This window comes from Candidatus Brocadia sapporoensis (genome assembly GCF_001753675.2).
GTDB lineage: Bacteria > Planctomycetota > Brocadiia > Brocadiales > Brocadiaceae > Brocadia > Brocadia sapporoensis.
Map to the genome: position 1 here is coordinate 1 of NZ_MJUW02000066.1, position 22,777 is coordinate 22,777.

Consider the following 22,777-nt stretch of genomic DNA (forward strand, 5'->3'; position numbering starts at 1 on the left):
ACCATTTCTGGCCTAATCCTGCAACAAGGCTTCGCCTTGTTTGCAGGATTTAGGTTCCTTTTAAAATTTATGCGCTCCATGTGAACCCAGCAAAAATTCAAATTGAAGAAATACCGAGTGTTCCGTCGTATCATTCCCTAAAATATCATCATAATTGTATTGTAACCGGATTTTTGAAAATTCCGTTGGATAAAATGTAAGGTTAGGCGACAGTCTCCAACGTTCAAATCCTAATGGATCAGTTGCGGCTTCTTCTCCATCTACATAATCTCCGCGAAATCCGGCCACCCATCGTTTCTTGAATCCCCACATAATTTGAGAATATGCACCCCAGTTATTCAATACTTCGTCCGTCAGTCCGGCATGTATGTCTTCGCCCGCCTCAAATCGCCTGCCCATCACCTCTGTTTGCCAGGATACAAAAGGAAATCCCCCGGCAGCGTATTTTGATTTCCATTTCCAGAACATATCAAGACCATATAGGATTGTGCTTTTGTCCGTACCGGTAGAATTTGGACCAAAAGCCGCTGAGGCGCCCAATAAAACGGTCTGCTCATCCGTCAGGTCAAAAGAAGTTGCAACACGGGGAACGTAGAGCAGGTCATCCATGCTGCGTACTCCGGGGTCATCTGCTACGCGCGAGAACTTCCCATCAGGATTTCTAAAGCTGAAGGCCGTTTCTCCCTGGCTATCCTGAATGGTAAAGAACAATTCCGTGTAAATGTCAGTTGGCGCCAGCCATGAAATACGCACCCCCGGGTTTCTCAACCCATCAGGACCAAGAAAGCGGCCATTGACAAGTGGCTGATCTGCAAAATTCCACGTATGTGGATGCGTGGGATTCAATCTGCCAAATTCCGTAAAAAAGGTGCCTGCCTTTACCTGTAAATTTAAAGGTAATGACATCGAGGTCAGGTATGCCTCTTCCACCTCCAGAAATGACTTACCATCTTTATCAATCTGAAATACGACATCGCCTAGTCCATAAAAATAGGGGTCTACTGCTCCTTCGAATACCGTTTCTAAATTTTGCGCTGTAAATCCACGCTGGTTGGGGTCGTGTCCGCCCGTTTCAAGACTTTCCAGATCCTTTGCAGTTGAGCCAGCCGCGGCAAACAATGCATCAAAGGAAATTTTCATATAGCTCGGCCCTGCACTCCATAGTGTGATGGGTTGTGCAGGCGACCATGCCCCTGATTGTAATCCTGCAGGTTGGTCCGTAGCTGTCGTATTCGCCGGTGGTGACGTTGTTTCTGCCATTGCCCCTTGCGGAGGAAGAGACATGGTTTGTGGCGCAGAAGGAGGAATTGTGCTTGTGGCAGCTTGTGGCAGCACGGGTTCTTCCGACACAAAAGTCTCCGGGGTTTTTGTACCCACCTTAGCAGCAGATAACTTATCTTCTTCTAATGATATTTTTTCTTTTTCAAGCATTGTTTTTTCTTTCTCAAGGATAGCGATTTTGTCTTGCATTTCTTTAAAGCGGTTATCGTAGTCCTGTTTCATATTTACCAGAAGTTCCTTCATGCCCTGAAGCTGACCCACAATCTCATCAAATTCGTCTTTTCTGATACGGATCTCCTTAGTGTTTTCTGAGGTTTCTTCGCGTTCCTCTTCTTCCAGGGCGCTTACCGGCAGGAAATCTTTGCCTACGTCACCGTTTCCTGTGTCAAGAGCGAATAGCCTCCCGCTCCCACTTGAAATGAGTATGCATATAAGCACCAGGTAATTTATCTGCCTCATACCATTCTCCTGTAAACGCTTTGAAATGAGAAGATAGTATCTAACTCGTTCGGGTTAGGGATAATTTAATGTATAGGAATTCAAAGTAAGAACACGACGCCCCCATGTCATGCGGGTATTATGCCTTTGTGTTTTGGTGGTCTAAATCTTTTGGCTATGCAAAATAGCAGGGAAAGGACGGCGGCGGACGAATGGTAAATCTCTGTATAGATAAAGACGAAAGGATTGGGTTGGAATTTCCCGGAGAACTAATGCAGATAAAATCAAATTGCATCTCTACTGCGAAAAATGGTACTGCAACGGAAGGCGTATTCAACCACTCGCAGATTTGGCATGTTGCGGAGTTGTGTTGATAACCGTTTTCTGAAACCTCAAGGCGTGAACTTTCAGAGATATCAGGAGTTTTATGGGCTATTATCGTATGTTGGCCATGGCTACAATACTGGTTTTTTAAAAAAGTATTATGCAAACTCCCTAGCACTAAACATAACAGTAGGTAGGGAAGGAACGTCGAAACAAACAGGATGTTAGTTCGATTTTTGTTTCTGATAAAATACTCCATAAACAACACATGCACAGGAAAGAGAATGTTTTTAGCCTTCGATACTGTAAAGCATGCTAATACCTTTTCTACGGTAAGTCAAGTGAAATTCTCATAGGTTTTATATTAAAACAAGGCAGTAATCTTGTCCGTCCAATTTACTATCGTGAACGCAAAAGAATGTTGTCGTTTGTGAGCACTTTCGCATTGCTCAACGTAAACGCTGCAAAACAATCCATGCACTGGAGATTGCTCCGGGCTGTCGCCCTCACAATGACACTTGCACGTTACGTTTATTATAGTTTAAACGAAATCGATATGGCACTACATTTCCTTTGAATTTTGTTATAACATCATGTAGGGATCGACATCAACCATTATTTGCACACTTTTTGAAGGTTTTAGCACGTCTGCGTTGCCCTGAAGGGCTTTGTGAATGCTAGCGAGGTTCTGTGCCTTCAATAACATATGCCACCGGAACAGATTGTTGATTCTGGTTACAGGGGCAGGTGATGGCCCGAGTATTTCAAGATGGTTATCGTTTATTTTCGCAAATTCTTTAAGTCTATCGCCAATGATGGCAGATTTTTCTTTGACATTTGCCTCCTGCGGGCCGCGGATAATGATCCGCGTGAGATTTCCAAAGGGAGGATACCCCAATTGTTTTCGATATTCCAGTTCTTTCCTGGCAAATCCTTCATAATCATGGGCTGCTGCATAGGTGATGCTATAGTGTCTTGGGTTGTACGATTGCACCACTACCCGTCCGCCCTTTGTCCCCCTGCCCGTTCTGCCTGCTACCTGCGAAATGAGCTGAAAGGTCCGTTCGCTCGCGCGAAAGTCCGGCAGATTCAGAATTGTATCCGCAGAGATTACCCCTACCAGGGTAACGTTAGGGAAGTCTAATCCTTTTGCAATCATTTGTGTGCCGAGCAATATCTGGAATTCGCCCCGTTCAAATGCATTTAAAGCCTTTTCATGGGCATCACGCACCCGCATGGAATCACTGTCCATCCGGATAATCTGATAATTGGGAAATTTATTCCTGATTTCATCTTCAATCTTTTCCGTTCCAAAACCACGATAGTTGATATTGCTTGCCAGACAATCCGGGCATGATTCCGGCGGGTGTGTTTCTGCATGACAATAATGGCACAAGACCGTATTGAATTTCTTGTGAAAAGTCATGGGAATATCGCATCGCCGGCATTTTAATACAAACCCGCACCGTTTGCAGTGAATATAGGGCGCAAATCCACGCCGGTTCAAAAACAAGATCACCTGTTCATTTCTGGCAAGGGATTGTTTCATATAATATTCCAGCCGCTGCGAAATAATGTTGAATCCCCTGCGTTTACGGACCTCTTCACCCATATCGACAATATCTACAGGAGGGAGTTTCCGCTCACCAATCCGCCTGGGGAGGACGATCTTTTCATAGTTTCCGTTCATCGCCTGTTGGTAGCTTTCCAGAGAAGGCGTTGCCGTGCCCATGATTACCATAGCGTTTTCATACGTTGCCCTGAGAATGGCAATATCCCTGGCATTATATCGCGGGTTGTTTTCCTGTTTATAAGTGTTCTCGTGTTCCTCATCGATAATGATCAACCCAACATTTTTCAGGGGGGCAAATATAGAGGAACGGGCGCCAATGACGATATCCACCTTGCCTTCCCTAATATCATTCCATTGCGACTGGTGAACCGTTCCAAGGAGACTGCTGTGCAATACTGCAACCTTACAAAACCGCGCCTTTAATCGTTGGATGGTTTGTGGGGTAAGAGATATTTCGGGGACGAGGTATATGGCCTTTCTGGCCTGTTCAAGCATCTTTGTTATGGCTTGAAGGTAGAGTTCCGTCTTCCCGCTGCCGGTAATGCCGTGAAGTAATATTACCCCGGGTTTTGGCTCTAAAAGTTTTTTGCAAATACTATCAAATGCCTTTTGTTGATCTCCGGTAAGGGTTAAATGTTGCTGCAACTGATCGATGGTACGGGATGTGTTTGCAGTATCCTGGAGTCTGCTTTCGATAAGGACAAAACCTTTTTTCTCCAATTGGCGAAGGCCTGGCATTGTGCAGCCACTGATGCGGATCAATTCTTTAGCGTTTATTTCAGCAGAGTGGTCCAAAAGGATTTCAAGAGCCTTGGCCTGTTTTGGAGCACGGACCTTTATTTGTATGAGGACATCCTGGACAGGACTTGTGGTACGCTCCTTCAATCGAACAAACGTATTCCAGCGCTCTTTTTTTTTACTGCGCACCACAGGGGGAACAACCGCCGAGATCGCCTCCCCCCATCCACAATAGTAATGAAACGACAACCACCGGGTGATCTTCAGCATGACGTCATCAATCAATGGTGATGAATCGATAATACTTAAGACGTCTTTCGTTTTATCGGTAAATGGGGTGTCAGTAAATCCAACGCAAAACCCGGCAATAATCTTGTTCCCAAAAGGTATCCTTACCCGCATACCAGTGACAAGGGTTCCGCATAAGTGAGGAGGAATGCTGTAATGAAAAACTTTTTGTAAAGGGATATTGATAACCACCTCTGCGTAGAGTTTTTGAGATGACCGACTTACCGGGGTGATGAGATGTTCCATGATAGGAGATAATTATGGCTAACTGCTATGAAGAGTAAATATAAGAAAAGAAAAAGACTTCTTTTATGAAGTAAAAATCAATGGCAATCTATTTAACCATTCTGGATTATATGGCAGAATTTCTTTTCTTTCCATAAATAATTTACTTAAAAACTATTCTAAAAGTCAGAACCATAAGCGCAGTCTAGACATAGCTTAGTAATTACGGTATAAATGGCACTGGCAGAAGAAGCAAACGTGCCGGAAAGAGAAGAAACTGTGGAGTGGATATTCCTAAGCACGGACAAGACAAATGATTCTGAGGAAGTGTGCGGGAAACTCAGATGGTATACCATGCGGTGTGGGATAGAGGTGTATCACAGGACGTCAAAAGGCGGGCGCATGATAGAGGAGAGATAACTGAGGGGGATTAAAGGGAAGGAGAAAACTTTGAAATTCCCATACGTAAATTGGCTAACGCATATATATTGTAATCGTCTGATGAAACTGCTAAGATATGTTGCATAGTATTAAATAGAATGAATTGAGTGAAGTTGAAACCACCTTCTTTTTGAAATAATGCTGATGAATTCTGTGCTAAAAGGTGAGCGCCCCAATTTATCCTACACAACTTAATAAGCCGTAATCACGATCTTTCCACGAAATTCATGTATAATCATATTTCAAATACAATATCTGGAACTCTCTTGATAAAGACATGGTTTATAATCGTGAATTCAGGATGCAGAGTACATAAGGTCAAATATGAAAATATGCATAATCCTGTTTTTTTGTGGTAGTATATTTATGTTTTCTGTACCTGCAGTGACAACTTATTATTAATTCTTCAATCATTTTTTTAAGGAAATATACCATGGGCTTCCCAAATCAGCGGCTCCGCCGGTTGCGTCAGAATGAAAATATCAGGAGGCTGGTAAGAGAAACAGATCTGTCAGTCAACGACCTGATAATGCCTTTATTTGTCCGGCCTGGAAAAGGCGTTAAACAAATGATACCATCCATGCCGGGAAACTATCAGATGTCTGTTGATAAGCTGGTTGAAGAGGTAAAAATCCTGGAAGGGCACGGGATTCCCGGGATTATTCTCTTTGGGATCCCAGACAAGAAGGACGAGATGGGATCCGACGCCTATGCAGACGAAGGCATCATTCAGCAGGCTATTATTGCCATTAAAAAGACTGTAAAAAATATCCTGGTGATCACGGACGTCTGTCTGTGCGAGTATACCGATCACGGACATTGTGGGTTTGTGAGAAGAGACGACAGAACGGGCAATTTTGAAGTGGATAACGACATGACCCTGGAACTCCTGGTAAAAGAGGCTGTCTCCCATGCCAAAGCAGGCGCAGATATCGTTGCACCCAGTGATATGATGGATGGCCGGGTAGGTGCGATTCGGGATGCTCTTGATGAAGGGGGATTTCATCATATCCCCATCATGGCCTACTCTGCCAAATATGCCTCCGGATTTTACGGACCCTTCCGGGAGGCCGCAGAATCCACACCGGGATTTGGCGACCGGTCCTCTTACCAAATGGATCCGCACAATGTCACAGAGGCGCTTCGTGAGGTATCGCTGGATATAGGAGAGGGTGCCGACATCGTGATGGTAAAACCCGCATTGGCCTATCTCGACATCATCCGGATAATAAAAGATACCTTCGATTATCCAGTTGCAGCATATAATGTCAGCGGTGAATTTTCTGTCGTGAAGGCTGCGGCTGAAAAGGGCTGGATTGATGAAAAGCGCGTCGCCCTGGAAATTCTTACTGGTATCAAACGCGCCGGCGCCGATATGATCCTTACCTATTGGGCTAAAGACGCCGCGCAATGGCTAAAAAAGTAAGTTTTAGCCATAAAAACCGAATACCTCTTAATCAGGCATTCTTTGGCGGCAGCTTTTAAATTAGCACACATCATGAAAACATTGTGTAATTTTTTTGCTTCAAACGAAAAACCCCAATATTCTTTTTCTGAATATTGGGGTTTTTATATCGCAATTATAATTATACTTTCAGTGACTACTCCATATTTTTATACACCTGAACTATAGCAATTGATTATCCTTTAAAATATCAGAGAGTGCCTTTTAATAACCTTATAATTTAACGACTTTCGTGGCTTTATAACCCTTCTGGTCTTTTATAACTTCAAATTCGACCTTGTCTCCTTCTGCAAGGGTTCTGAACCCTTCTGACTCGATTGACGTTTGATGTACAAAAACATCCTGGCCATTATCCTGGGAAATAAAACCAAATCCCTTTTTGTCATTAAACCACTTAACTGTTCCTGACGCCATTATTAAATCACCCCCTCTCACCTGTAAAATAACGCATAAAACAAAAAAGGCTACTCGATTGTACACCTAGTAGCCTTACTATCACATCCATATATAATACGACTTTTACGTTACAACCTAACCTCATGTTTCGAATAATACCAAAGAATTTACAGAAAAGCAAAGGAATATTAAAATAAATTTTTCATCTTGAATTTGAAATATTTTGCCATTAGTATATTTTTACGAATCCTGTATTGAACTGATTTATTCTCTTGTTTGAAAATGACGCATTGCAAAATATGCAGTCGTAAGAAAGGCGAACGCCTGTGTGTGAAACTCGGAGACTGGCTATGCCCGGAATGTTGCGGACAACACCGGGTCGTACATATTAATTGCTGGACTTACTGCCCATTCTTTTTTGGAGAACAAACCTCCGTTAATCCGAATAAAGCCGGGAAATAAACCTTTCAGGAGACCGACTGTGAAGCACCAACCCTGTGTTATCACCCTGATGACGGACTTTGGCGATCAGGATGCATACGTGGGCATCATGAAGGGTGTGATAACAGAAGTCAATCCCCGGGCAAACATTATCGACATCTGCCACAGCATTCCACCACAAGACATATTCAAAGGCGCCTATCTTCTCTATACATCGTATAAATACTTTCCGAAAGGAACTATTCATGTAGCAGTTGTTGATCCCGGTGTCGGAAGTAAAAGAAATATTGTTTGTGTAGAAACGCGCAATTATCTGTTTCTTACACCCGACAACGGTATTCTTGGTTTTATTATTCAGGAAGAACGGCCAAAAAGGATTATCCGTGTAACAAACAATAATTATTTTCTGCCTGCACCCAGTAATACCTTCCATGGCCGTGATGTCTTTGCCCCCGTTGCAGCACATTTATCACTCGGTATAAAACCAAAACAACTAGGCAATGCGACCAAGCAATTGGAACACCTGAGCATACCTCAGCCAGTGCGTAAAAATACCAGACAATTAGAAGGTCAAATCATCTCAATCGACCACTTTGGAAACCTTGTTACCAACATTACGAAATCGCATCTGGAAGAATACGTCCGTGAACAAATACGAGATTTGGATCGAAAATCGGGGGTTAGGAATCAGAAGCCAAAAATCAGAAACCAGACTCCAGACGAACCGGGAAAAAGTTCCAAAAAAAAGATACTACTGCCGTATAACACCCTGGAAACTACCATAGGGAAAAAAGAGATTACGGGAATTGTTAAGACGTATACTGAGGTAAAGACGGGAAAACCGCTCATCCTTTTTGGAAGTGCAGGCTTTTTAGAGATATCCGTTAATCAGGGAAACGCCCAAAAATACTTCACTGTGGATAAGGGCAATAGGATATTAATCTCATGGATGCATGGAACATCCAGTAAAAGAACGGATATCAGATACAACACAATCGAAACCAGAACCAAGCGCCACAGGTAAACCGCCCGCAAAAAACAAAATATGGCATCTCAATACAGATATCCACTGATAAATCAAAGGCGAGTCATCGACCTCGCCTATTGTACAAGCAGGTCCAGCATCGCCATAATCCTTTCTTACTCACACCCTTTACTTTATTGATTGAACAAAAATATTTTTATTTTATGGGAACAATTTCAGCCCTTCTATTCAGTGAACGACCCTCTTCTGTATCATTAGAAGCAATAGGCTTTTTAAATCCATAGCCAGCGGTAGAAATACGTGATTCCTGGATGCCTTTCCCAACCAGATAATTCTTTACTGCCTGAGCTCTTTTTTGAGAAAGACCTATGTTGTATTTTAAAGAACCAATATTATCCGTATGTCCCTCAATCCGTATATGCATGTCCGGGCTATTTTGCAAAACATTCACGATATTGTTAAGATTTGAGTTGAACCTTTCTTTAATATCCCATTTCTTATAATCGAAAGTAACCCCTTTTACCACCCAGCATCCCCTTGAATCAACAATGGCACCTTTTGGAGTATCCGGACATTCATCGTACTTGTCCGGAACACCATCACCATCGCTATCAATATCTGTAACTTTTTTCGGTATTTCATTTAAAAATACCTTCTTTACAAAATCCGCCATATCGTTGCCGGACGCAATTTCATCGGCAGTCACCGAAAACCCGCAATTCACTTCGCGTACAAGCTCTCTGAGTTCTTCTGCCCCTTCAACAGTATTTCCCACAAAAATAGTATAAAGGCACACTCTGTCTCCGTACATTTCTCTTAAATTCTGTGCCTTTTCCAGAGGACTGCCATATAACAGTTCACCATCACTGACTAGAATTACTGCATTTTGTCCGCCGGACGTCAGTAACAGGTTATTCGCATCTTTAATTGCATTACCCGCCGGACTGCAACCCTGAGGAATCACTGCCCCATTTAACTCGTTTTCCAAAAGACTCCGTGAGTGTTTTGTAAGTCCATAAACAACGTTTGTATTGTTCAGGTGCTTTAAAAATCCATGTCCAAAGGTTACAAGTGCACTATTTATATCCATTTCAGGCAGGGTATTATTCATCCTCATTAAAATGTCCTTAGCCACGTCAAATTTGGAATGTCCTTTGTTAACGGTACCCGTGTATTCATCTCTCATCGATGCGGATGCGTCTAAAATAATTACAAAACTCTCAATTTTTGGTACATATTCCACATTTTGGGATTCTGAATCTAATTTTTGAGGGGTAAAAGCTTCAAGAGGCTCAAGGGGTTTCTTTTGAGACCGAAGTTGTGCACAACCTGTTAAAATTATCATTGATGCTGTAATCAACGATGCTAATAGATATATTTTTTTCATAGCGATTTTCCTCTATAATAGGGTAAAAATAAATCTGTGCACATTAGCTTTTATTCGTATCTGACTGCAATTGCCAACTTAAATATTTTCTTATGTGAGAAATACTCTAGCAAAAACGTAAAAGATTGCAAGCTATTTCCATTTTTTCGGTTTAAATATAGTAAACGTAACAAATACATGTAGCATGGTGAGGGTGACAACCCGAAGCAATATCCCGTGCATGGATTGTTTCGCGGAGTTTACACTGAGCAATACGAATGCGCTCGCATGGACAACGTCCTTTTTGCGTTCATTAAATAGGCAGCAGCATGCAAGGAACTCAAAGCAACAGCCCACGTCGATACTTTAACAATATCGCTATATCCGAAGGATTGAAAGAAACACCATGAAACCGGCCAGCCCATTCTGGAAAAAGGCGACAGACAAATTCCCAATCTCTCTGGCAGATCCATTCGGATATGATGATGATCACGCTGGGTGGAGATTGCTAACGCTGAGATAGTATCTGGGCATGCGAGATGGCGAGCCTTTCTGTGACTTCCGGATAAAAAAGCGTACCCTCAGTCATCTCAAGCGACAGGGTCGATCCTCCGTACGTGAAGGAAACCAACTACATGACGTTAATGACAGGAGGTTACTTTTTCATTTTGAGGCAATATTAAATGAAAACGAAGAAGACCGTAGATTTTTTTCAATTCTTCCAGGTCAATCTGCGTCGTTTTTTTAGCACGATTTGAGAAGAGATGATGATATGCGACTCGTTCGTTTCAGATATCTTCCAAGTGTACTCTCATTTTTTTGTGAGCCAGCTTGGCAAGGATTTTCCGGGGAATAATTCTGGATACATTAATCATAAGGGTATTGATAAAACCATGAATCGATACATGCTCTCCTCTCATCATTGCATTGTATCCATGAATCGCCACTTCTCTTGCAGTGGGCATTTTTTTTCGCTTGAAAGCCTTTTTATCATCTCCTCTCGCCAAAATATGGAAACCGGTATCCGTAGGACCGGGACATAGGGCAGTTACTGTCACGCCAGTCTCCTTCAGTTCCCTTGCAATGGCTTCGGTAAAAGACAGCACATAAGCCTTTGAAGCGGCATAAACCGATTGCAGCGGAACTGCCTGAAATGCCCCGATAGAAGCAACATTCAGTATCTTTCCTTTTTTCCGTGCAATCATTCCCTTCATAAAGAGTTTCGTAAAATACGTAAGCGCCATGATATTTACCTTCAGAATGTTTTCTTCATGATGCCAATCCGTATCGGAAAATTTTCCGAATATTCCGATACCGGCATTATTGATCAAAACATCAATCTCAATTCTCTTCGACATAAGGACGCTGTATATTTTTAATGGCGTTTCAGCCATACTTAAATCTTCCACAAATGTCATTACCGTAATTCCATATTCACTTTCCAGATCCCCTTTTAATGTACTACAGTTTTCCCAATCCTTATCAACCAAAACCAGATTATACTGTTTTTTAGCCAGTATTTTTGCAAATTCCCTGCCGATACCCTTGGAACTGCCTGTAATTAAGGCATTTTTTGTCTTTCTCGTATTTTTCATGGCATTCAGGGTTTCTGAAAATAGGCGACTGATAACTGTTTTGTATCCTTAAGAGATGGCGATATTAAAGCAGAGATAAAAAAATAGCAAGTATTTTTTCATAAAGGAAAAGCATTCTGTGAACTGCATTGAACTACTTGCAGGCGATTTGACAGGTCGTCTGATTTTCTGATTCTTTGCTCCTTGACATTGTTCATTGGTATGTGTACTGTATGAGCATAATTAAGATAATAAATATCTTTTAGAATAATTGCCCTTGCCATACGTGTCGTGTTCACACATTTACCCCTGTTTTTCTTGAAAATGCATTTGCCGACAAAATGATGCAGAAAACCTATCATGAGCAATTACAAATCTGGGACAAACAATATCTCTGGCATCCCTTTACCCAGATGCAGGACTATCTCAAAGAAACACCTTTGATTATAGAAGAAGGCGAGGGAATATATCTGCGGGATACCGGAGGGAAAAAATATATCGACGGGATTTCCTCCATGTGGTGCAATATCCACGGACATCGTAAGAAGGAGATTGACGATGCGGTAAAAATACAGCTCGATAAGATTGCGCACACCACACTCCTTGGTCTGTCCAATATACCCGCCATCGAACTGGCAAGAAGACTTATAGAAATCGCACCGCGGGGTTTAACAAAGGTCTTTTATTCAGACAATGGATCTACTGCCAACGAAGTCGCTTTAAAAATGGCATTTCAGTACTGGCAGCATAAAGGATTGAAAGACAAAAGACAATTTGTGGCATTGCAGCATGGTTATCACGGAGATACCGTTGCAACTATGGGTGTCGGTGGTATCGACATCTACCATAAGGTCTTTCAACCACTTTATTTTAAGACACATTTTGCACCTGCGCCGTACTGCTACCGTTGTCCACTCGGAAAACAACCCAAAGATTGTTCACTGGCATGTCTTGAAGCGTTAGAAAATATCTTAAAAGAGCATCAGGACGGCATTGCTGCTATGATTATGGAACCCATGGTACAAGGAGCAGGCGGGATGATTATTCATCCGCCTGGTTATCTGTCAGGAGCACATGCCTTGTGTAAAAAATATAACGTGCTCTTTATTTTAGACGAGGTGCTTACCGGCTTTGGGAGGACGGGAAAGATGTTTGCCTGCCTTCATGAAGACGTTGTTCCTGATATTATGACGATATCCAAGGGAATTAACGGAGGTTATATGCCGCTGGCCGCTACACTTGCCGCAGAGGATATCTATAACGCCTTTTTGGGCACCTACGCTGATTTAAAAACTTTTTTTCACGGACATACCTATACAGGAAATCCCTTAGGCTGTGCGGCTGCGCTGGCCAGTTTGCAATTATTTATGAAGGAACGGATCCTGGAAATTTTAGTATCAAAGATTCAATATCTCGGGAACAGACTGAAACCCTTTGCATCATTAAAACCTGTCGGCGATGTCAGACAATGCGGACTTATCGCCGCCCTTGAACTGGTAAGGGATAAATCCACAAAGGAACCGTATCCCTGGAAAGAACGGATAGGAATTCAGATCTGCCTTGAAGCAAGAAAACAGGGCTTGCTTATAAGACCGCTTGGCCATATCATCGTTATTATGCCGCCACTGAGTATCAAAAACGACGAGATGGACAGGATGCTTGATGTTATTAACGAATCCATACAAGTTGTTTTACCATAAAGAATAATCGATCGTCTGTTATTCTCAGCGAATTTCATCAGAAGGGTTTTTGCTTACCAATGGCCTCAGCCAGATGAATCAGTTGGTCAACGTCCAGAGTTTCCCCCCTTATTCGCTCATCCAGTTGCATGTCCTTAAGAATTTGCTTCAGGTGTTCTCTTGAAATTCCTGGTACGTTTAGCCTTTCGAGGCTATTGATCAGTGTCTTGCGCCGTGAAGTAAATATTGCATTGATGATCTGTCTGAAAAATGGATAATCTGTTATTCTGCCCGCATACTTCTCTTTCTGTACACGCACCTTAACAATTGCCGAATGTACCGACGGTTTTGGCCAGAATACTTCCGGGGGTAAGCTCTTTACGACCTCCACTTCAGAAAACAACCGGATAATTACGGACAACATCCCGTATTCCCTTGTGCCGGGAAGCGCCGTCATCCGCTCCGTAATCTCCTGCTGAAGCATCAGCACCATTTCACTGATGGGCAGATCATTTTCTAAAAGATTTATGACCACTGGCGTACTGATATTATAAGGCAGATTGGAAACAACTTTTATAGCGGCATGCCCGTGTTCCCTGAGCCAGTTATAGATCAAGGATGTTATGTACGGGTTCAGAGCGTGTTTTGTTTTTAAAATATCCGCATTCAGGGGAATGGTGTTATTATACAATCTAAGGATGTCAGACGACAGCTCAAACAACTTTCTATCTACCTCTATCGTAAACACCTGCCGGGATCTGGCAGCCAATAACCGTGTCAATCCACCCGTTCCCGTTCCAATCTCAAGGACGATATCGTCTTCCGTAAGATCCGCAATATCCGGGATGCACAACATGGCATTTTGGTCGGTAAGAAAATTCTGACCAAACCGCTTATTGGGGGTAATTCCCCTGCGGATAAATATTTGCTTCAGTACCGCAGGCGTGTGAGGAATAAAGCTTATTTCTTCGTGTGTCATAATCGCTTCGCGATAAGGGTAGCATGGACAAACAGTCCCTGTACGGCTTGAACAGGGACTGTTTGTCCATGCTCTAAAGAGTGGAAATTATAATTTTCGCTTTTTGAAACCAACAACTATTTTATAGCACTTCTTCATCTTCCGGTCGCCAGGCCGGTTCAACAATGCACAAAAATTTCAAATCGCTATGCCCTATATTTTTAATACATTGTATTGCATTGGGAGGGATATAAATAGCCTGGCCGGAATGAACTTCTACAGACTCATGGTCAATATACATGATTCCCTTGCCTTCCAGGATATAATATACCTCCGAGTATTTTAATTTATGCCGTGATGAAGTTTCGCCCTGCTTAACAACTGCATGCGCCAAACTGTAACGTAGGTTTATCTCCTCCTTATCGGGATGCAGAAGTTCACGGAGAATAGCATTATCCCCCGCAATAAATTCTTTGCAATTTTTTAAGTCCTTTATAAACATTTTTCTCTGCACTTCGATGTCTTTGCCGTCAATGACATTTTGACATTCTCACCGCCGTCTTTATAGCTTCCATCATGGAAAGCGGGCTGGCAATTCCCTTGCCTGCAATATCGTAAGCCGTGCCGTGGTCAGGAGACGTGCGAACAAATGGAATACCCAGGGTAATATTCACCCCTGTTTCAAAGGCATGAAGTTTCAGGGGAATTGCCCCCTGATCATGATAGATAGCCACAACCACATCGTAATCACCTTTTAATGCCTTATAGTATACCGTATCGGCTGAGACCGGGCCATCGCACCCTATGCCTCTTTTCTTAGCCTTTTCAATTGCCGGGATAATAATCTCTCTTTCCTCAACCCCAAAAATGCCTCCCTCACCCGCGTGCGGATTGAGGCCACACACAGCGATCCGCGGTTTCCTTATACCAAGGTACTGCTTCAGATGATTGCAGGTGATGACTATTGTCCCCAAAATACTTTCTACTGTAATTGATTGCGGCACATCCTTGATGGCAATATGCGTCGTTGCAAAGGCAACCCTGATCTTTCCACCCACCATCAGCATAACAACACGCTCAGAGCCAGAAAAAATCCGGAGCATCTCTGTATGTCCCGGATAGCCATACCCTCCGAGATGAATGGCCTCCTTGCAAATCGGTGCAGTAACGAGGGCATCGATGTGCCCGCTCATGGCAAGATTAATCCCTCTGATCACGCATTGAACGGATAATTCCCCCCCTTCCGCGGTTGCCTTCTTCCGCTTTATGAATTCTGACTTTAAATTGCCAATAGGCAACAGAGAAATGGGTAATTTTGAATCCTTTGTTTCTGAAATATGGGAAATTATTCGATACCTTAAAGGCATTTTTAAAGCCCTGGTCACTTGATCAAAAACACCTTCGCTAGCAATAATGACATAATTGGCCATCTTCCTGATGACCGGCGATTTTAACGACTTTACGATGATCTCCGGACCAATCCCGCATGGATCACCCATCGTTATTCCAATCAGTAATTTAGATTTTTTATTTTTTTTCATCTTATTTTTTGGGAACCACGCTGGCAATTGACTGCAGCCAGCGAACCTGTAAAAAACAGCGGGCATCAAACATTTTTATTGTATACTGACATTTTTAATATCAGGGCAAGCGGCATCCCCTTTCCATACGATATGCGCAATAGCGTTCTTGCCTTTTTTTTTAACGGAGTACATTAAATCGTCAGCCAGTTTAAGCGCCTGGTTAACCTCATTCGGAGCAACCTCGTAAGTTACTACACCCACGCTGAAGGTGACTGGCAGTTCCGTTTGGCCCATTTTATCATGCATACATGCCACTATTTTTCTTACCACATTGACCGCATCATGCAATCCCGTTTCGAGAAACATGATTGCAAACTCATCACCACCTAACCTGGCTGCGATATCAGTCTCCCTCTTGTTTTCCTTAATGATTAATACTATTTTTTGAAGGATAGCGTCACCCAGCATATGCCCGTACCTGTCATTAACCATCTTAAAATTATCGATATCGATATATGCGATAGTAAAAGGATGATTGTACCTGCGTAATCTCTGGATCTCCTTTTCTACCAATTCGTAGAATGTGCGGCAATTGAAGGCGCCAGTCAACGGGTCGGTATTCGCACGCTCTTCTTCTTTCCTAAGTTTGTGACGCAGTTCAGAAAGTAAATATGCTATAATCAGAAACGTGCCTAATCTCACAAACATATTCCAGTAAGGTATAGCAATATGAGAAAATTGGTGGCCCGACGTCCTCTCAGCAATAAGCCATATCAAAGCTGCTATGGCCGATATTGTTATACAAATACGCTGTGTACTATACCATGCGGCAATTGCTATGGGCACTATGTAAAATAATGAAAACGAAATTTCCGTACCGGTTACATAGTCTGCAACGCCAATGAATGTCACAGAAACAAGGCATATGAGAAATATTATCCGTTGAGACTGACCTTCTAATAATCTAAGAATCATTATTTTCCACAACAACTTCTTTCTGCCGATTTATACTATAGTCAACGACAAAAAAATTGTCATTCCTGCGAAAGCAGGAATCCGGTATTTTGCGCTAATTTCCAGATTTCCACTCGCATGGGAATGACATAGCGACATTATTGTATCTATTTATTTATGACGTTCACAATAGCAAATCAAACCATATATTGAAACAGCATGTTATCGTGAACGCAAAAAAATTGTCATTGCGAGCGAAGCGAAGCAATCCGGGCGCTGGAGATTACTTCGGGCTGTCGCCCTCGCAATGACACTTGCATGTATACTTATTTGTCATGTTTACTCCAGGATGCCCTTTATCCCATTCCACAGGGACAAATAATCTCTATTCATACCATACAGGGGCATGGACAAGTCCATGCCTTTCTTCCTTGCCCATGCCTGAATTACAGAAATCCTTGTTCCATCAATTGCTCCCGTGTGATACCGCCCTTTTTTTCCTGCAGGTTTGATAAGAGTCTTTTGATCCACTTCCCCATCATATCAATCTCAATATTTACCGGATCCCCAGCCTTTTTGAATCCCAGGGTCGTTGCGGCTAAGGTGTAGGAAATCACTGCCACAGAAAAAATGCTGTCTGAAAGGTCGACGATTGTGAGACTGATACCGTCTATGGCAACGGAGCCCTTTTCGATCATCATATCGGTAAATCTTTTTTCAGCGGAAAAGGACATGGTACATTGACCGGCAGATTGTCTCTTCTCTTTTATAATGCCTGTACCATCCACATGGCCTGTAACAAAGTGCCCTCCTAACCTGTCACCCATGCGTAACGCCCTTTCAATATTGACATTTTCAGCATAACGCAGATTCCCCAGCGTGGTTTTTTTCAGAGTTTCACCGGAGACATCGAAACTGACAATTCTGCCTGAAATCTCTTTTACCGTGAGACACACCCCGTTAACGGCAATACTTTCTCCCAACACAAGGTCGTCGTAAAGATCAGAAAAATTTAAAAACAGTTCTCCCCCCCCTGCCTTTAAAGACAAGTTTTTTACTGATGCTAAGTTTTCAATAATACCGGTAAACATAAATAAAAAATTGGGATTTTAGATTTCAGATTTACGTATCTTCCCAAGTATGGTCTTGCCCGCCGTTACTTTATCACCAACCTTAACTAATACCTCAAAAGGGACTGAGTCGGGAACAAAGACCTCTACGCGTGAGCCAAACTTGATCATGCCGAATCGCTGTCCCTGCTCAAAAACGTCTCCAATCCTGCAGGCGCACACGATGCGTCTTGCAATCCTGCCTGCAATCTGTTTTATAGCGATTTTTGTGTGACTCCCCATGAGGAGCAAACCCATTAGTGTGCTTTCGTTGCTGCTGAAGCACTCATCGTCTCTGGCATCCAGGAATTTACCCTTTGTGTGTTTTATGAACTCAACGCGGCCATGTACAGGCACACGATTCACATGCACATTCATAACCGACATAAAAATACTGATCTTCGTCGTATTACATTTCAGGTAATTATCCTCAAATATGGGTACAATATGCGATACTGTTCCATCTGCAGGGGCAAGAATGAGATCGTCGCCTTGCGGGGTATCCCTGTCCGGATCGCGGAAAAAATTCAGCAAGAAGGCTAAAATAAATAACGGAACAGGGAGAATCCATGGAAAAAATGCAACGGATACTCCAATTCCAACAACACAGGGAATGCCAAAGATTATTAATTCTTTGAATCCATATTTTGTCAGTGAAATGCGCATTTATTGTTACTCCCTTTTGTTTTTCTTACGTACAATACCTATAGGTGAATCTCTTCCAGGATATCCGGCACATAAGCATCGAATTGCAGTCTGTCCTGAATAGCTTTTGCAAAGTCTAAAGCAGCATTTTCCTCACCATGAGTTACAAAGACGCGCCGCGGCCTCTTTTTAAACCTGCCGAGCCAGTCCAGAAGCTCATCCCGGTCCGCATGAGCCGACAGACCGCCAATCGTGTAAATTGAAGCGTTTACGGCAATTTCTTCATCAAAAACCCTTACCATTTTAGCACCCTCAACAATCCTGCGGCCTAGTGTACCTGCTGCCTGAAACCCCACAAAGATGATACTGCATTCCGGGCGCCACAGATTGTGTTTCAGATGATACCGGATACGGCCTGCCTCGCACATTCCGCTGGCTGAAATAATAATTGCGTTGCTCTTAATCCTGTTTATCTCCATTGAATCATCCACTGACTCCGTAAATTTTAACGTAAGAGTACCCTTCAGAAAGTTCCCTTTTTTCATAAGTGCCAACGTCTCCTCATCGAGGCATTCAGGATGTCTTATTGTTATCCGTGTAGCTTGCAGGGCCATAGGGCTGTCCACGAAGACCTGAACATGGTTCAATTTCCCCTCTCTGGACAATTGATTCAAGAGATAAAGGATCTCCTGTGTCCTCCCTACCGCAAAAGCAGGAATAACAACATTCCCCCCCCTTCCTATGGATTCAGTAACCACCCGGGTAAACTCGTCAACGGTTTCCCTTACCCCTTTGTGTTTCCGGTTACCATACGTTGATTCTATAAAAATATAGTCTGCTTCATCAATGAATTCAGGATCTTTCACCAGGGGTAACTTCTTTTGGCCGAGATCACCGGAGAATACCAGTTTCTTTTCCCTGGTATCGTCATGTACCCATAACTCTACCATTGCAGAGCCGAGGATATGACCCGCATCACGGAATCTCACTTTAACCCCGTTACCTAGCTCTCTTGTTTCTTCGTAGGCAATCCCCTGAAAATAGGCAATGCTATCGGCAGCTTCCTGAATGGTATACAACGGTTTTAAAGGAGGTTTTCCAGCCCTCATTCGTCTCTTATTATCCCATTCGGTGTCACGCTCATGTATGTGAGCAGAATCCAGTAACATAACGCCGCACAAATCAACCGTGGCGGGCGTTGCAAGGATCTTGCCCCTAAAACCGTCCTTTACCAGTTTTGGAATAAGACCCGAATGATCGAGATGAGCATGGGTCAACAGGACATAATGAATTTCCGATGGTATGAACGGAAACGGGTTAACATTTCTCTCTTCGTGATCCCTGGTTCCTTGAAAGGTACCACAATCGATCAGGAGGTTAACATCATTTGTCCGGATACCATAACAGGAACCGGTAACCGTTTTTGCCGCACCAAAGAAGGTAATCTTCATGCTTATAATTTACAATGTAAAAAGCCATGAGTAAAGGAGAAAAGTATTTCGTTGTATTTCACGTCAAAATCTTGTAAATATTAAAAAACATAGCGCAAAACTTGCTCCTTCCTGAATTAACAAGTATTGATGTGCATGAAAAATCAAGGCCGTCAGGCAACAATCATTTTAGTCATTTGCAATACCTTCCTCTTTGCAATCAAGATCACTACGGGTATTATGTCAAACAGCCTGGCCGTTATTTCAGACGCCTTTAACTCTCTGACCGACATTATTTCTTCCGTAATTATCTTCTTCGCCGTAAAAACATCATCAAAACAGGCAGATGAGGGACACCCCTTCGGTCACCATCGGGCAGAACCCATAGCAGGTTTAATTGTGGCTATTTTTGCAGGTATTTTAGGATTTGAAATCCTGCATACCGCTATTTTTAAGCTCATGGAAACTCATGTCCACAGGATCGGTATCCCTGCAATGGTAACGCTCCTGGTATCTATTGTTATGAAGTTGATTATGTCCACCTACTTTAAAAAGGTAGGCCGCAGGATCAGGAGTCCTGCCTTACTGGCAAGCTCTGTCGACAGCAGAAATGATGTCTATATCTCATTTACTGCCCTTGTCGGAATTGGCTGTGGATTCTTCGGATATACGCAGATGGATGATATCGCAGCGATTCTTATCAGTTTTTGGATTATTTATTCAGGATATAAGATCGGGGTAGATAATATCGATTACCTCATGGGTAAACAACCGGAAAACAGCATCATGGAAGAAATTAAAGACAAGGCGTCTGGTGTTCCCGGTGTTGTAGGCATTCATGACGTTCGCGCTCATTATGTAGGAAATTACATTCACGTTGAAATTCACATATCCTTGGATCATACCTTAACGCTGACACAGGCGCACGATATCGGGAAAAATGTCCAGCGAGCGGTAGAATCCATAGAAAGCATTCATGAAGCATTTGTGCATATCGATCCGATTTAAAAAGTACGGCGTATAGTAAGCACAACAAATAAGCATACATGCATGGTTACTGCAAGGGCAACCGCCTGAAGCAATCTTCGACGCCTTGATTGCTTCGCGGAGTTTACACTGAATAACGCGAATGTGCTCGCATTGACAGCACCCTTTTTGCGTTTATCATAGGTTAGATAATGAGAAAGGAGGGTATCTCATCGCTGAGGATGAGATACCGCGATGGGCACAATATCCTTTTGAAGACGCTGTTTTGCCTGAATATATTTTTTACCAATAGTTGCAGCATCATCATAATCAACCTGTTGTAAACAATGCGGACATTCAACGTAGTTATCGTTTTGCCTTAAGCTGGGTAAAGCGCCGCTTTCTTCCGTGCGACTGGCCAGATCAGGGGACTGTTTAATAATTTGAAAATTGCTCGTAAATATTTTAAAATCCTTGTCGTTACCGCACCCGGGACATACAAAAAATGTTTTTGCTATCATGTATTCAACCTCCTTGAATAATAACAACTACAATCGAAATTTTACAAGCTAATAAACAAGATTATAAATCTTTTTGTTCCTCATAATTATGTTCTCCTATAAGCAAATCATTGGTAATGCCTGGTCTTTAAGAAATAAATATATATGTAACGACACAACAAACGTGTACCGGCTGGTGAACTCTTACGGAGATGCCCTGCCCGAGGTGACGATAGACGTCTATGACAAAAACATCCTCGTACAATATTTTAAGCCCTGCGATAAGGGGATAAAAAAAGGGATTTATCATGCCCTGAATGAAATCTTGGCGCCAGAAACCATTACCGAAAAGACGCGGCTAAAAAGGGAAGAGATCAAAACGCATCTGGTTTCCGGCCACACAATTCCTGAGAAATTTGTGGTGCGGGAAAACAACATACCATTCAATGTATCATTTTCAGAAGGCGGTGGAACAGGGTTGTTTTTAGATCAGCGGGACAATAGGAAGAAGGTGGGTGACATCGTCAAAGACAAGGAGGTGTTGAACTGCTTCTGCTATACCTCCTCTTTCTCCGTGTATGCAAGCCTCGGTGGCGCCGCAAGGACTACGAATGTAGACTTGTCGAAGAAGGCAATAGAATGGAGCAAAAGGAATTTTCTGCTGAACCAACTGGATACAAACCATCATGAGTTCATTGTGGGAGATGTATGGGATTGGACTAAAATATTTCAAAAAAAGGGACGGTCTTTTGATATAATCATCCTTGATCCCCCCAGTTTTTCTACCAGCAAAACAGCCGTATTTACCGTAGAAAGAGATTTCCCCCACTTACTTGGGCAGGGACTCAATCTCCTCCGCAAAGATGGCATTCTCTTCTTCTCCACAAATCTGGCGAAAATGAGCTTCTCAAAATTTTTTCAATTATTACCGAAGATAAGAAACTTTACCCCAAGGCCCTATAAAGTAATTGGGGTCTCATCACAGGGTTTAGACTTTCCCATCGATGGAATACATCTTACGGAACCCTATTTAAAGTTCATCATGCTGTCGTAGCTCATTCTTGAGCCTATTTAGTACCCCCTTTTGAACACATGTCCCACAATTACCATGCTCCCGTGCGGGGAGCGACTCCCATTTTACCGTGCAAAACCAACCGTGCCGCTTTTTTCTTACCCGGAACATGCCCAACCAGCATACATTCTGAACGAACCGCAGGAAAGGTCTTTTGTCCGTTTGATGATCCTCGCATGTGGACCACCATAAACGCCAGTTAATTTACTGTGTACGCGAAATTCATGGTGGAAATATAACGCTGATAAGGTTTTGCCGGTTTTCATGAATGCTCCTTTCTCTTGTCAGAGCCGTATACTTACTCATGACAACTTTTTAGAGTTCTATTTTATCTGAAAACCCTTATTTTTTGTAACTATTCAGCGAAACGGATGGTGAGAGAGAATATTTTCTCAGAATAGTTAGG

General features: G+C 42.7%; 20 protein-coding genes. 6 read left to right on the plus strand and 14 right to left on the minus strand.

From position 1 onward, the window contains the following. Nucleotides 1-60 precede the first annotated feature (60 nt). Both BIY37_RS05545 and priA read right to left on the minus strand, forming a co-directional pair. Nucleotides 61-1,740 carry a coiled-coil domain-containing protein gene (locus BIY37_RS05545; protein WP_070066846.1) on the minus strand — a complete coding sequence of 560 codons (1,680 nt, stop codon included), beginning with the start codon at nt 1,738-1,740 and terminating at the stop codon, nt 61-63. 886 nt (nt 1,741-2,626) lie between these two features. Continuing rightward, on the minus strand, nt 2,627-4,888 hold the full coding sequence (priA, locus tag BIY37_RS05550; protein ID WP_070066847.1) for a replication restart helicase PriA: 2,262 nt from the start codon (nt 4,886-4,888) through the stop codon (nt 2,627-2,629). Between the two features lie 213 nt (nt 4,889-5,101). On the opposite strand from priA, the gene BIY37_RS05555 reads away from it, so the two are divergent. Together BIY37_RS05555 and hemB are read left to right on the plus strand one after the other, a co-directional pair. After that, complete coding sequence (locus BIY37_RS05555) at nt 5,102-5,287, plus strand: hypothetical protein (RefSeq protein ID WP_070066848.1); 186 nt, start codon at nt 5,102-5,104, stop codon at nt 5,285-5,287. Nucleotides 5,288-5,741: 454 nt separating this feature from the next. After that, nucleotides 5,742-6,734, plus strand: a complete 993-nt coding sequence (gene hemB / locus BIY37_RS05560) for a porphobilinogen synthase (RefSeq protein ID WP_070066849.1) — start codon at nt 5,742-5,744, stop codon at nt 6,732-6,734. Nucleotides 6,735-6,986: 252 nt separating this feature from the next. On the opposite strand, the gene BIY37_RS05565 is transcribed toward hemB, so the two are convergent. Further along, a complete protein-coding gene (locus BIY37_RS05565; RefSeq protein ID WP_070066850.1) occupies nt 6,987-7,187 on the minus strand; it encodes a cold-shock protein in 201 nt (66 codons plus the stop codon). 463 nt (nt 7,188-7,650) lie between these two features. On the opposite strand from BIY37_RS05565, the gene BIY37_RS05570 reads away from it, so the two are divergent. Further along, nucleotides 7,651-8,634, plus strand: coding sequence for an SAM hydrolase/SAM-dependent halogenase family protein (locus BIY37_RS05570; RefSeq protein WP_070066851.1), 984 nt, complete (start codon nt 7,651-7,653; stop codon nt 8,632-8,634). Nucleotides 8,635-8,791: 157 nt separating this feature from the next. On the opposite strand, the gene BIY37_RS05575 is transcribed toward BIY37_RS05570, so the two are convergent. Together BIY37_RS05575 and BIY37_RS05580 are read right to left on the minus strand one after the other, a co-directional pair. Continuing rightward, nucleotides 8,792-9,982, minus strand: coding sequence for an OmpA family protein (locus BIY37_RS05575; protein ID WP_070066852.1), 1,191 nt, complete (start codon nt 9,980-9,982; stop codon nt 8,792-8,794). Between the two features lie 767 nt (nt 9,983-10,749). Beyond that, nucleotides 10,750-11,556 carry an SDR family NAD(P)-dependent oxidoreductase gene (locus BIY37_RS05580; RefSeq protein ID WP_070066853.1) on the minus strand — a complete coding sequence of 269 codons (807 nt, stop codon included), beginning with the start codon at nt 11,554-11,556 and terminating at the stop codon, nt 10,750-10,752. Between the two features lie 323 nt (nt 11,557-11,879). Here BIY37_RS05580 and bioA point away from each other — a divergent pair, with 323 nt between their 5' ends. Further along, nucleotides 11,880-13,235, plus strand: coding sequence for an adenosylmethionine--8-amino-7-oxononanoate transaminase (bioA, locus tag BIY37_RS05590; RefSeq protein WP_070066855.1), 1,356 nt, complete (start codon nt 11,880-11,882; stop codon nt 13,233-13,235). Nucleotides 13,236-13,272: 37 nt separating this feature from the next. Here bioA and rsmA read toward each other — a convergent pair whose 3' ends face one another. From rsmA to BIY37_RS05625, 7 genes are all read right to left on the minus strand, one after another. Next, nucleotides 13,273-14,193 (minus strand): 16S rRNA (adenine(1518)-N(6)/adenine(1519)-N(6))-dimethyltransferase RsmA, encoded by a 921-nt coding sequence (gene rsmA / locus BIY37_RS05595; RefSeq protein ID WP_080324880.1) that lies wholly within the window; start codon nt 14,191-14,193, stop codon nt 13,273-13,275. A gap of 121 nt (nt 14,194-14,314) precedes the next feature. After that, a complete protein-coding gene (locus BIY37_RS05600; protein WP_070066856.1) occupies nt 14,315-14,674 on the minus strand; it encodes a cupin domain-containing protein in 360 nt (119 codons plus the stop codon). A gap of 28 nt (nt 14,675-14,702) precedes the next feature. Next, nucleotides 14,703-15,713 (minus strand): 4-hydroxythreonine-4-phosphate dehydrogenase PdxA, encoded by a 1,011-nt coding sequence (pdxA, locus tag BIY37_RS05605; RefSeq protein ID WP_070066857.1) that lies wholly within the window; start codon nt 15,711-15,713, stop codon nt 14,703-14,705. A 75-nt stretch (nt 15,714-15,788) separates the two neighbouring features. Then, nucleotides 15,789-16,670, minus strand: a complete 882-nt coding sequence (locus BIY37_RS05610) for a GGDEF domain-containing protein (protein ID WP_070066858.1) — start codon at nt 16,668-16,670, stop codon at nt 15,789-15,791. Nucleotides 16,671-17,095: 425 nt separating this feature from the next. Next, the gene (ribE, locus tag BIY37_RS05615) at nt 17,096-17,740 is read right to left on the minus strand and encodes a riboflavin synthase (RefSeq protein ID WP_070066859.1); all 645 of its coding nucleotides are present in this window, start codon (nt 17,738-17,740) and stop codon (nt 17,096-17,098) included. 18 nt (nt 17,741-17,758) lie between these two features. After that, nucleotides 17,759-18,424, minus strand: a complete 666-nt coding sequence (locus tag BIY37_RS05620; RefSeq protein WP_070066860.1) for a phosphatidylserine decarboxylase family protein — start codon at nt 18,422-18,424, stop codon at nt 17,759-17,761. A 38-nt stretch (nt 18,425-18,462) separates the two neighbouring features. Next, nucleotides 18,463-19,854, minus strand: coding sequence for an MBL fold metallo-hydrolase RNA specificity domain-containing protein (locus tag BIY37_RS05625; RefSeq protein WP_070066861.1), 1,392 nt, complete (start codon nt 19,852-19,854; stop codon nt 18,463-18,465). Between the two features lie 135 nt (nt 19,855-19,989). On the opposite strand from BIY37_RS05625, the gene BIY37_RS05630 reads away from it, so the two are divergent. Then, nucleotides 19,990-20,841 (plus strand): cation diffusion facilitator family transporter, encoded by an 852-nt coding sequence (locus BIY37_RS05630; RefSeq protein WP_070066862.1) that lies wholly within the window; start codon nt 19,990-19,992, stop codon nt 20,839-20,841. 188 nt (nt 20,842-21,029) lie between these two features. Here BIY37_RS05630 and BIY37_RS05635 read toward each other — a convergent pair whose 3' ends face one another. After that, complete coding sequence (locus tag BIY37_RS05635) at nt 21,030-21,320, minus strand: hypothetical protein (protein ID WP_070066863.1); 291 nt, start codon at nt 21,318-21,320, stop codon at nt 21,030-21,032. An 88-nt stretch (nt 21,321-21,408) separates the two neighbouring features. Here BIY37_RS05635 and BIY37_RS05640 point away from each other — a divergent pair, with 88 nt between their 5' ends. After that, the gene (locus BIY37_RS05640; protein WP_070066864.1) at nt 21,409-22,353 is read left to right on the plus strand and encodes a class I SAM-dependent rRNA methyltransferase; all 945 of its coding nucleotides are present in this window, start codon (nt 21,409-21,411) and stop codon (nt 22,351-22,353) included. 116 nt (nt 22,354-22,469) lie between these two features. On the opposite strand, the gene BIY37_RS13425 is transcribed toward BIY37_RS05640, so the two are convergent. After that, nucleotides 22,470-22,637, minus strand: coding sequence for a hypothetical protein (locus BIY37_RS13425; protein WP_179129299.1), 168 nt, complete (start codon nt 22,635-22,637; stop codon nt 22,470-22,472). Between the last annotated feature and the right edge of the window lie 140 nt (nt 22,638-22,777).

Excerpts from the sequence above, each read along its gene's own strand:
- BIY37_RS05545 (WP_070066846.1), bottom strand. The coding sequence starts at position 1,740 with ATGAGGCAGATAAATTACCTGGTGCTTATATGCATACTCATTTCAAGT.
- priA (WP_070066847.1), bottom strand. The coding sequence starts at position 4,888 with ATGGAACATCTCATCACCCCGGTAAGTCGGTCATCTCAAAAACTCTAC.
- BIY37_RS05555 (WP_070066848.1), top strand. The coding sequence starts at position 5,102 with ATGGCACTGGCAGAAGAAGCAAACGTGCCGGAAAGAGAAGAAACTGTG.
- hemB (WP_070066849.1), top strand. The coding sequence starts at position 5,742 with ATGGGCTTCCCAAATCAGCGGCTCCGCCGGTTGCGTCAGAATGAAAAT.
- BIY37_RS05565 (WP_070066850.1), bottom strand. The coding sequence starts at position 7,187 with ATGGCGTCAGGAACAGTTAAGTGGTTTAATGACAAAAAGGGATTTGGT.
- BIY37_RS05575 (WP_070066852.1), bottom strand. The coding sequence starts at position 9,982 with ATGAAAAAAATATATCTATTAGCATCGTTGATTACAGCATCAATGATA.
- BIY37_RS05580 (WP_070066853.1), bottom strand. The coding sequence starts at position 11,556 with ATGAAAAATACGAGAAAGACAAAAAATGCCTTAATTACAGGCAGTTCC.
- bioA (WP_070066855.1), top strand. The coding sequence starts at position 11,880 with ATGCAGAAAACCTATCATGAGCAATTACAAATCTGGGACAAACAATAT.
- rsmA (WP_080324880.1), bottom strand. The coding sequence starts at position 14,193 with ATGACACACGAAGAAATAAGCTTTATTCCTCACACGCCTGCGGTACTG.
- BIY37_RS05600 (WP_070066856.1), bottom strand. The coding sequence starts at position 14,674 with ATGTTTATAAAGGACTTAAAAAATTGCAAAGAATTTATTGCGGGGGAT.
- pdxA (WP_070066857.1), bottom strand. The coding sequence starts at position 15,713 with ATGAAAAAAAATAAAAAATCTAAATTACTGATTGGAATAACGATGGGT.
- BIY37_RS05610 (WP_070066858.1), bottom strand. The coding sequence starts at position 16,670 with ATGATTCTTAGATTATTAGAAGGTCAGTCTCAACGGATAATATTTCTC.
- ribE (WP_070066859.1), bottom strand. The coding sequence starts at position 17,740 with ATGTTTACCGGTATTATTGAAAACTTAGCATCAGTAAAAAACTTGTCT.
- BIY37_RS05620 (WP_070066860.1), bottom strand. The coding sequence starts at position 18,424 with ATGCGCATTTCACTGACAAAATATGGATTCAAAGAATTAATAATCTTT.
- BIY37_RS05625 (WP_070066861.1), bottom strand. The coding sequence starts at position 19,854 with ATGAAGATTACCTTCTTTGGTGCGGCAAAAACGGTTACCGGTTCCTGT.
- BIY37_RS05630 (WP_070066862.1), top strand. The coding sequence starts at position 19,990 with ATGAAAAATCAAGGCCGTCAGGCAACAATCATTTTAGTCATTTGCAAT.
- BIY37_RS05635 (WP_070066863.1), bottom strand. The coding sequence starts at position 21,320 with ATGATAGCAAAAACATTTTTTGTATGTCCCGGGTGCGGTAACGACAAG.
- BIY37_RS05640 (WP_070066864.1), top strand. The coding sequence starts at position 21,409 with ATGTTCTCCTATAAGCAAATCATTGGTAATGCCTGGTCTTTAAGAAAT.
- BIY37_RS13425 (WP_179129299.1), bottom strand. The coding sequence starts at position 22,637 with ATGAAAACCGGCAAAACCTTATCAGCGTTATATTTCCACCATGAATTT.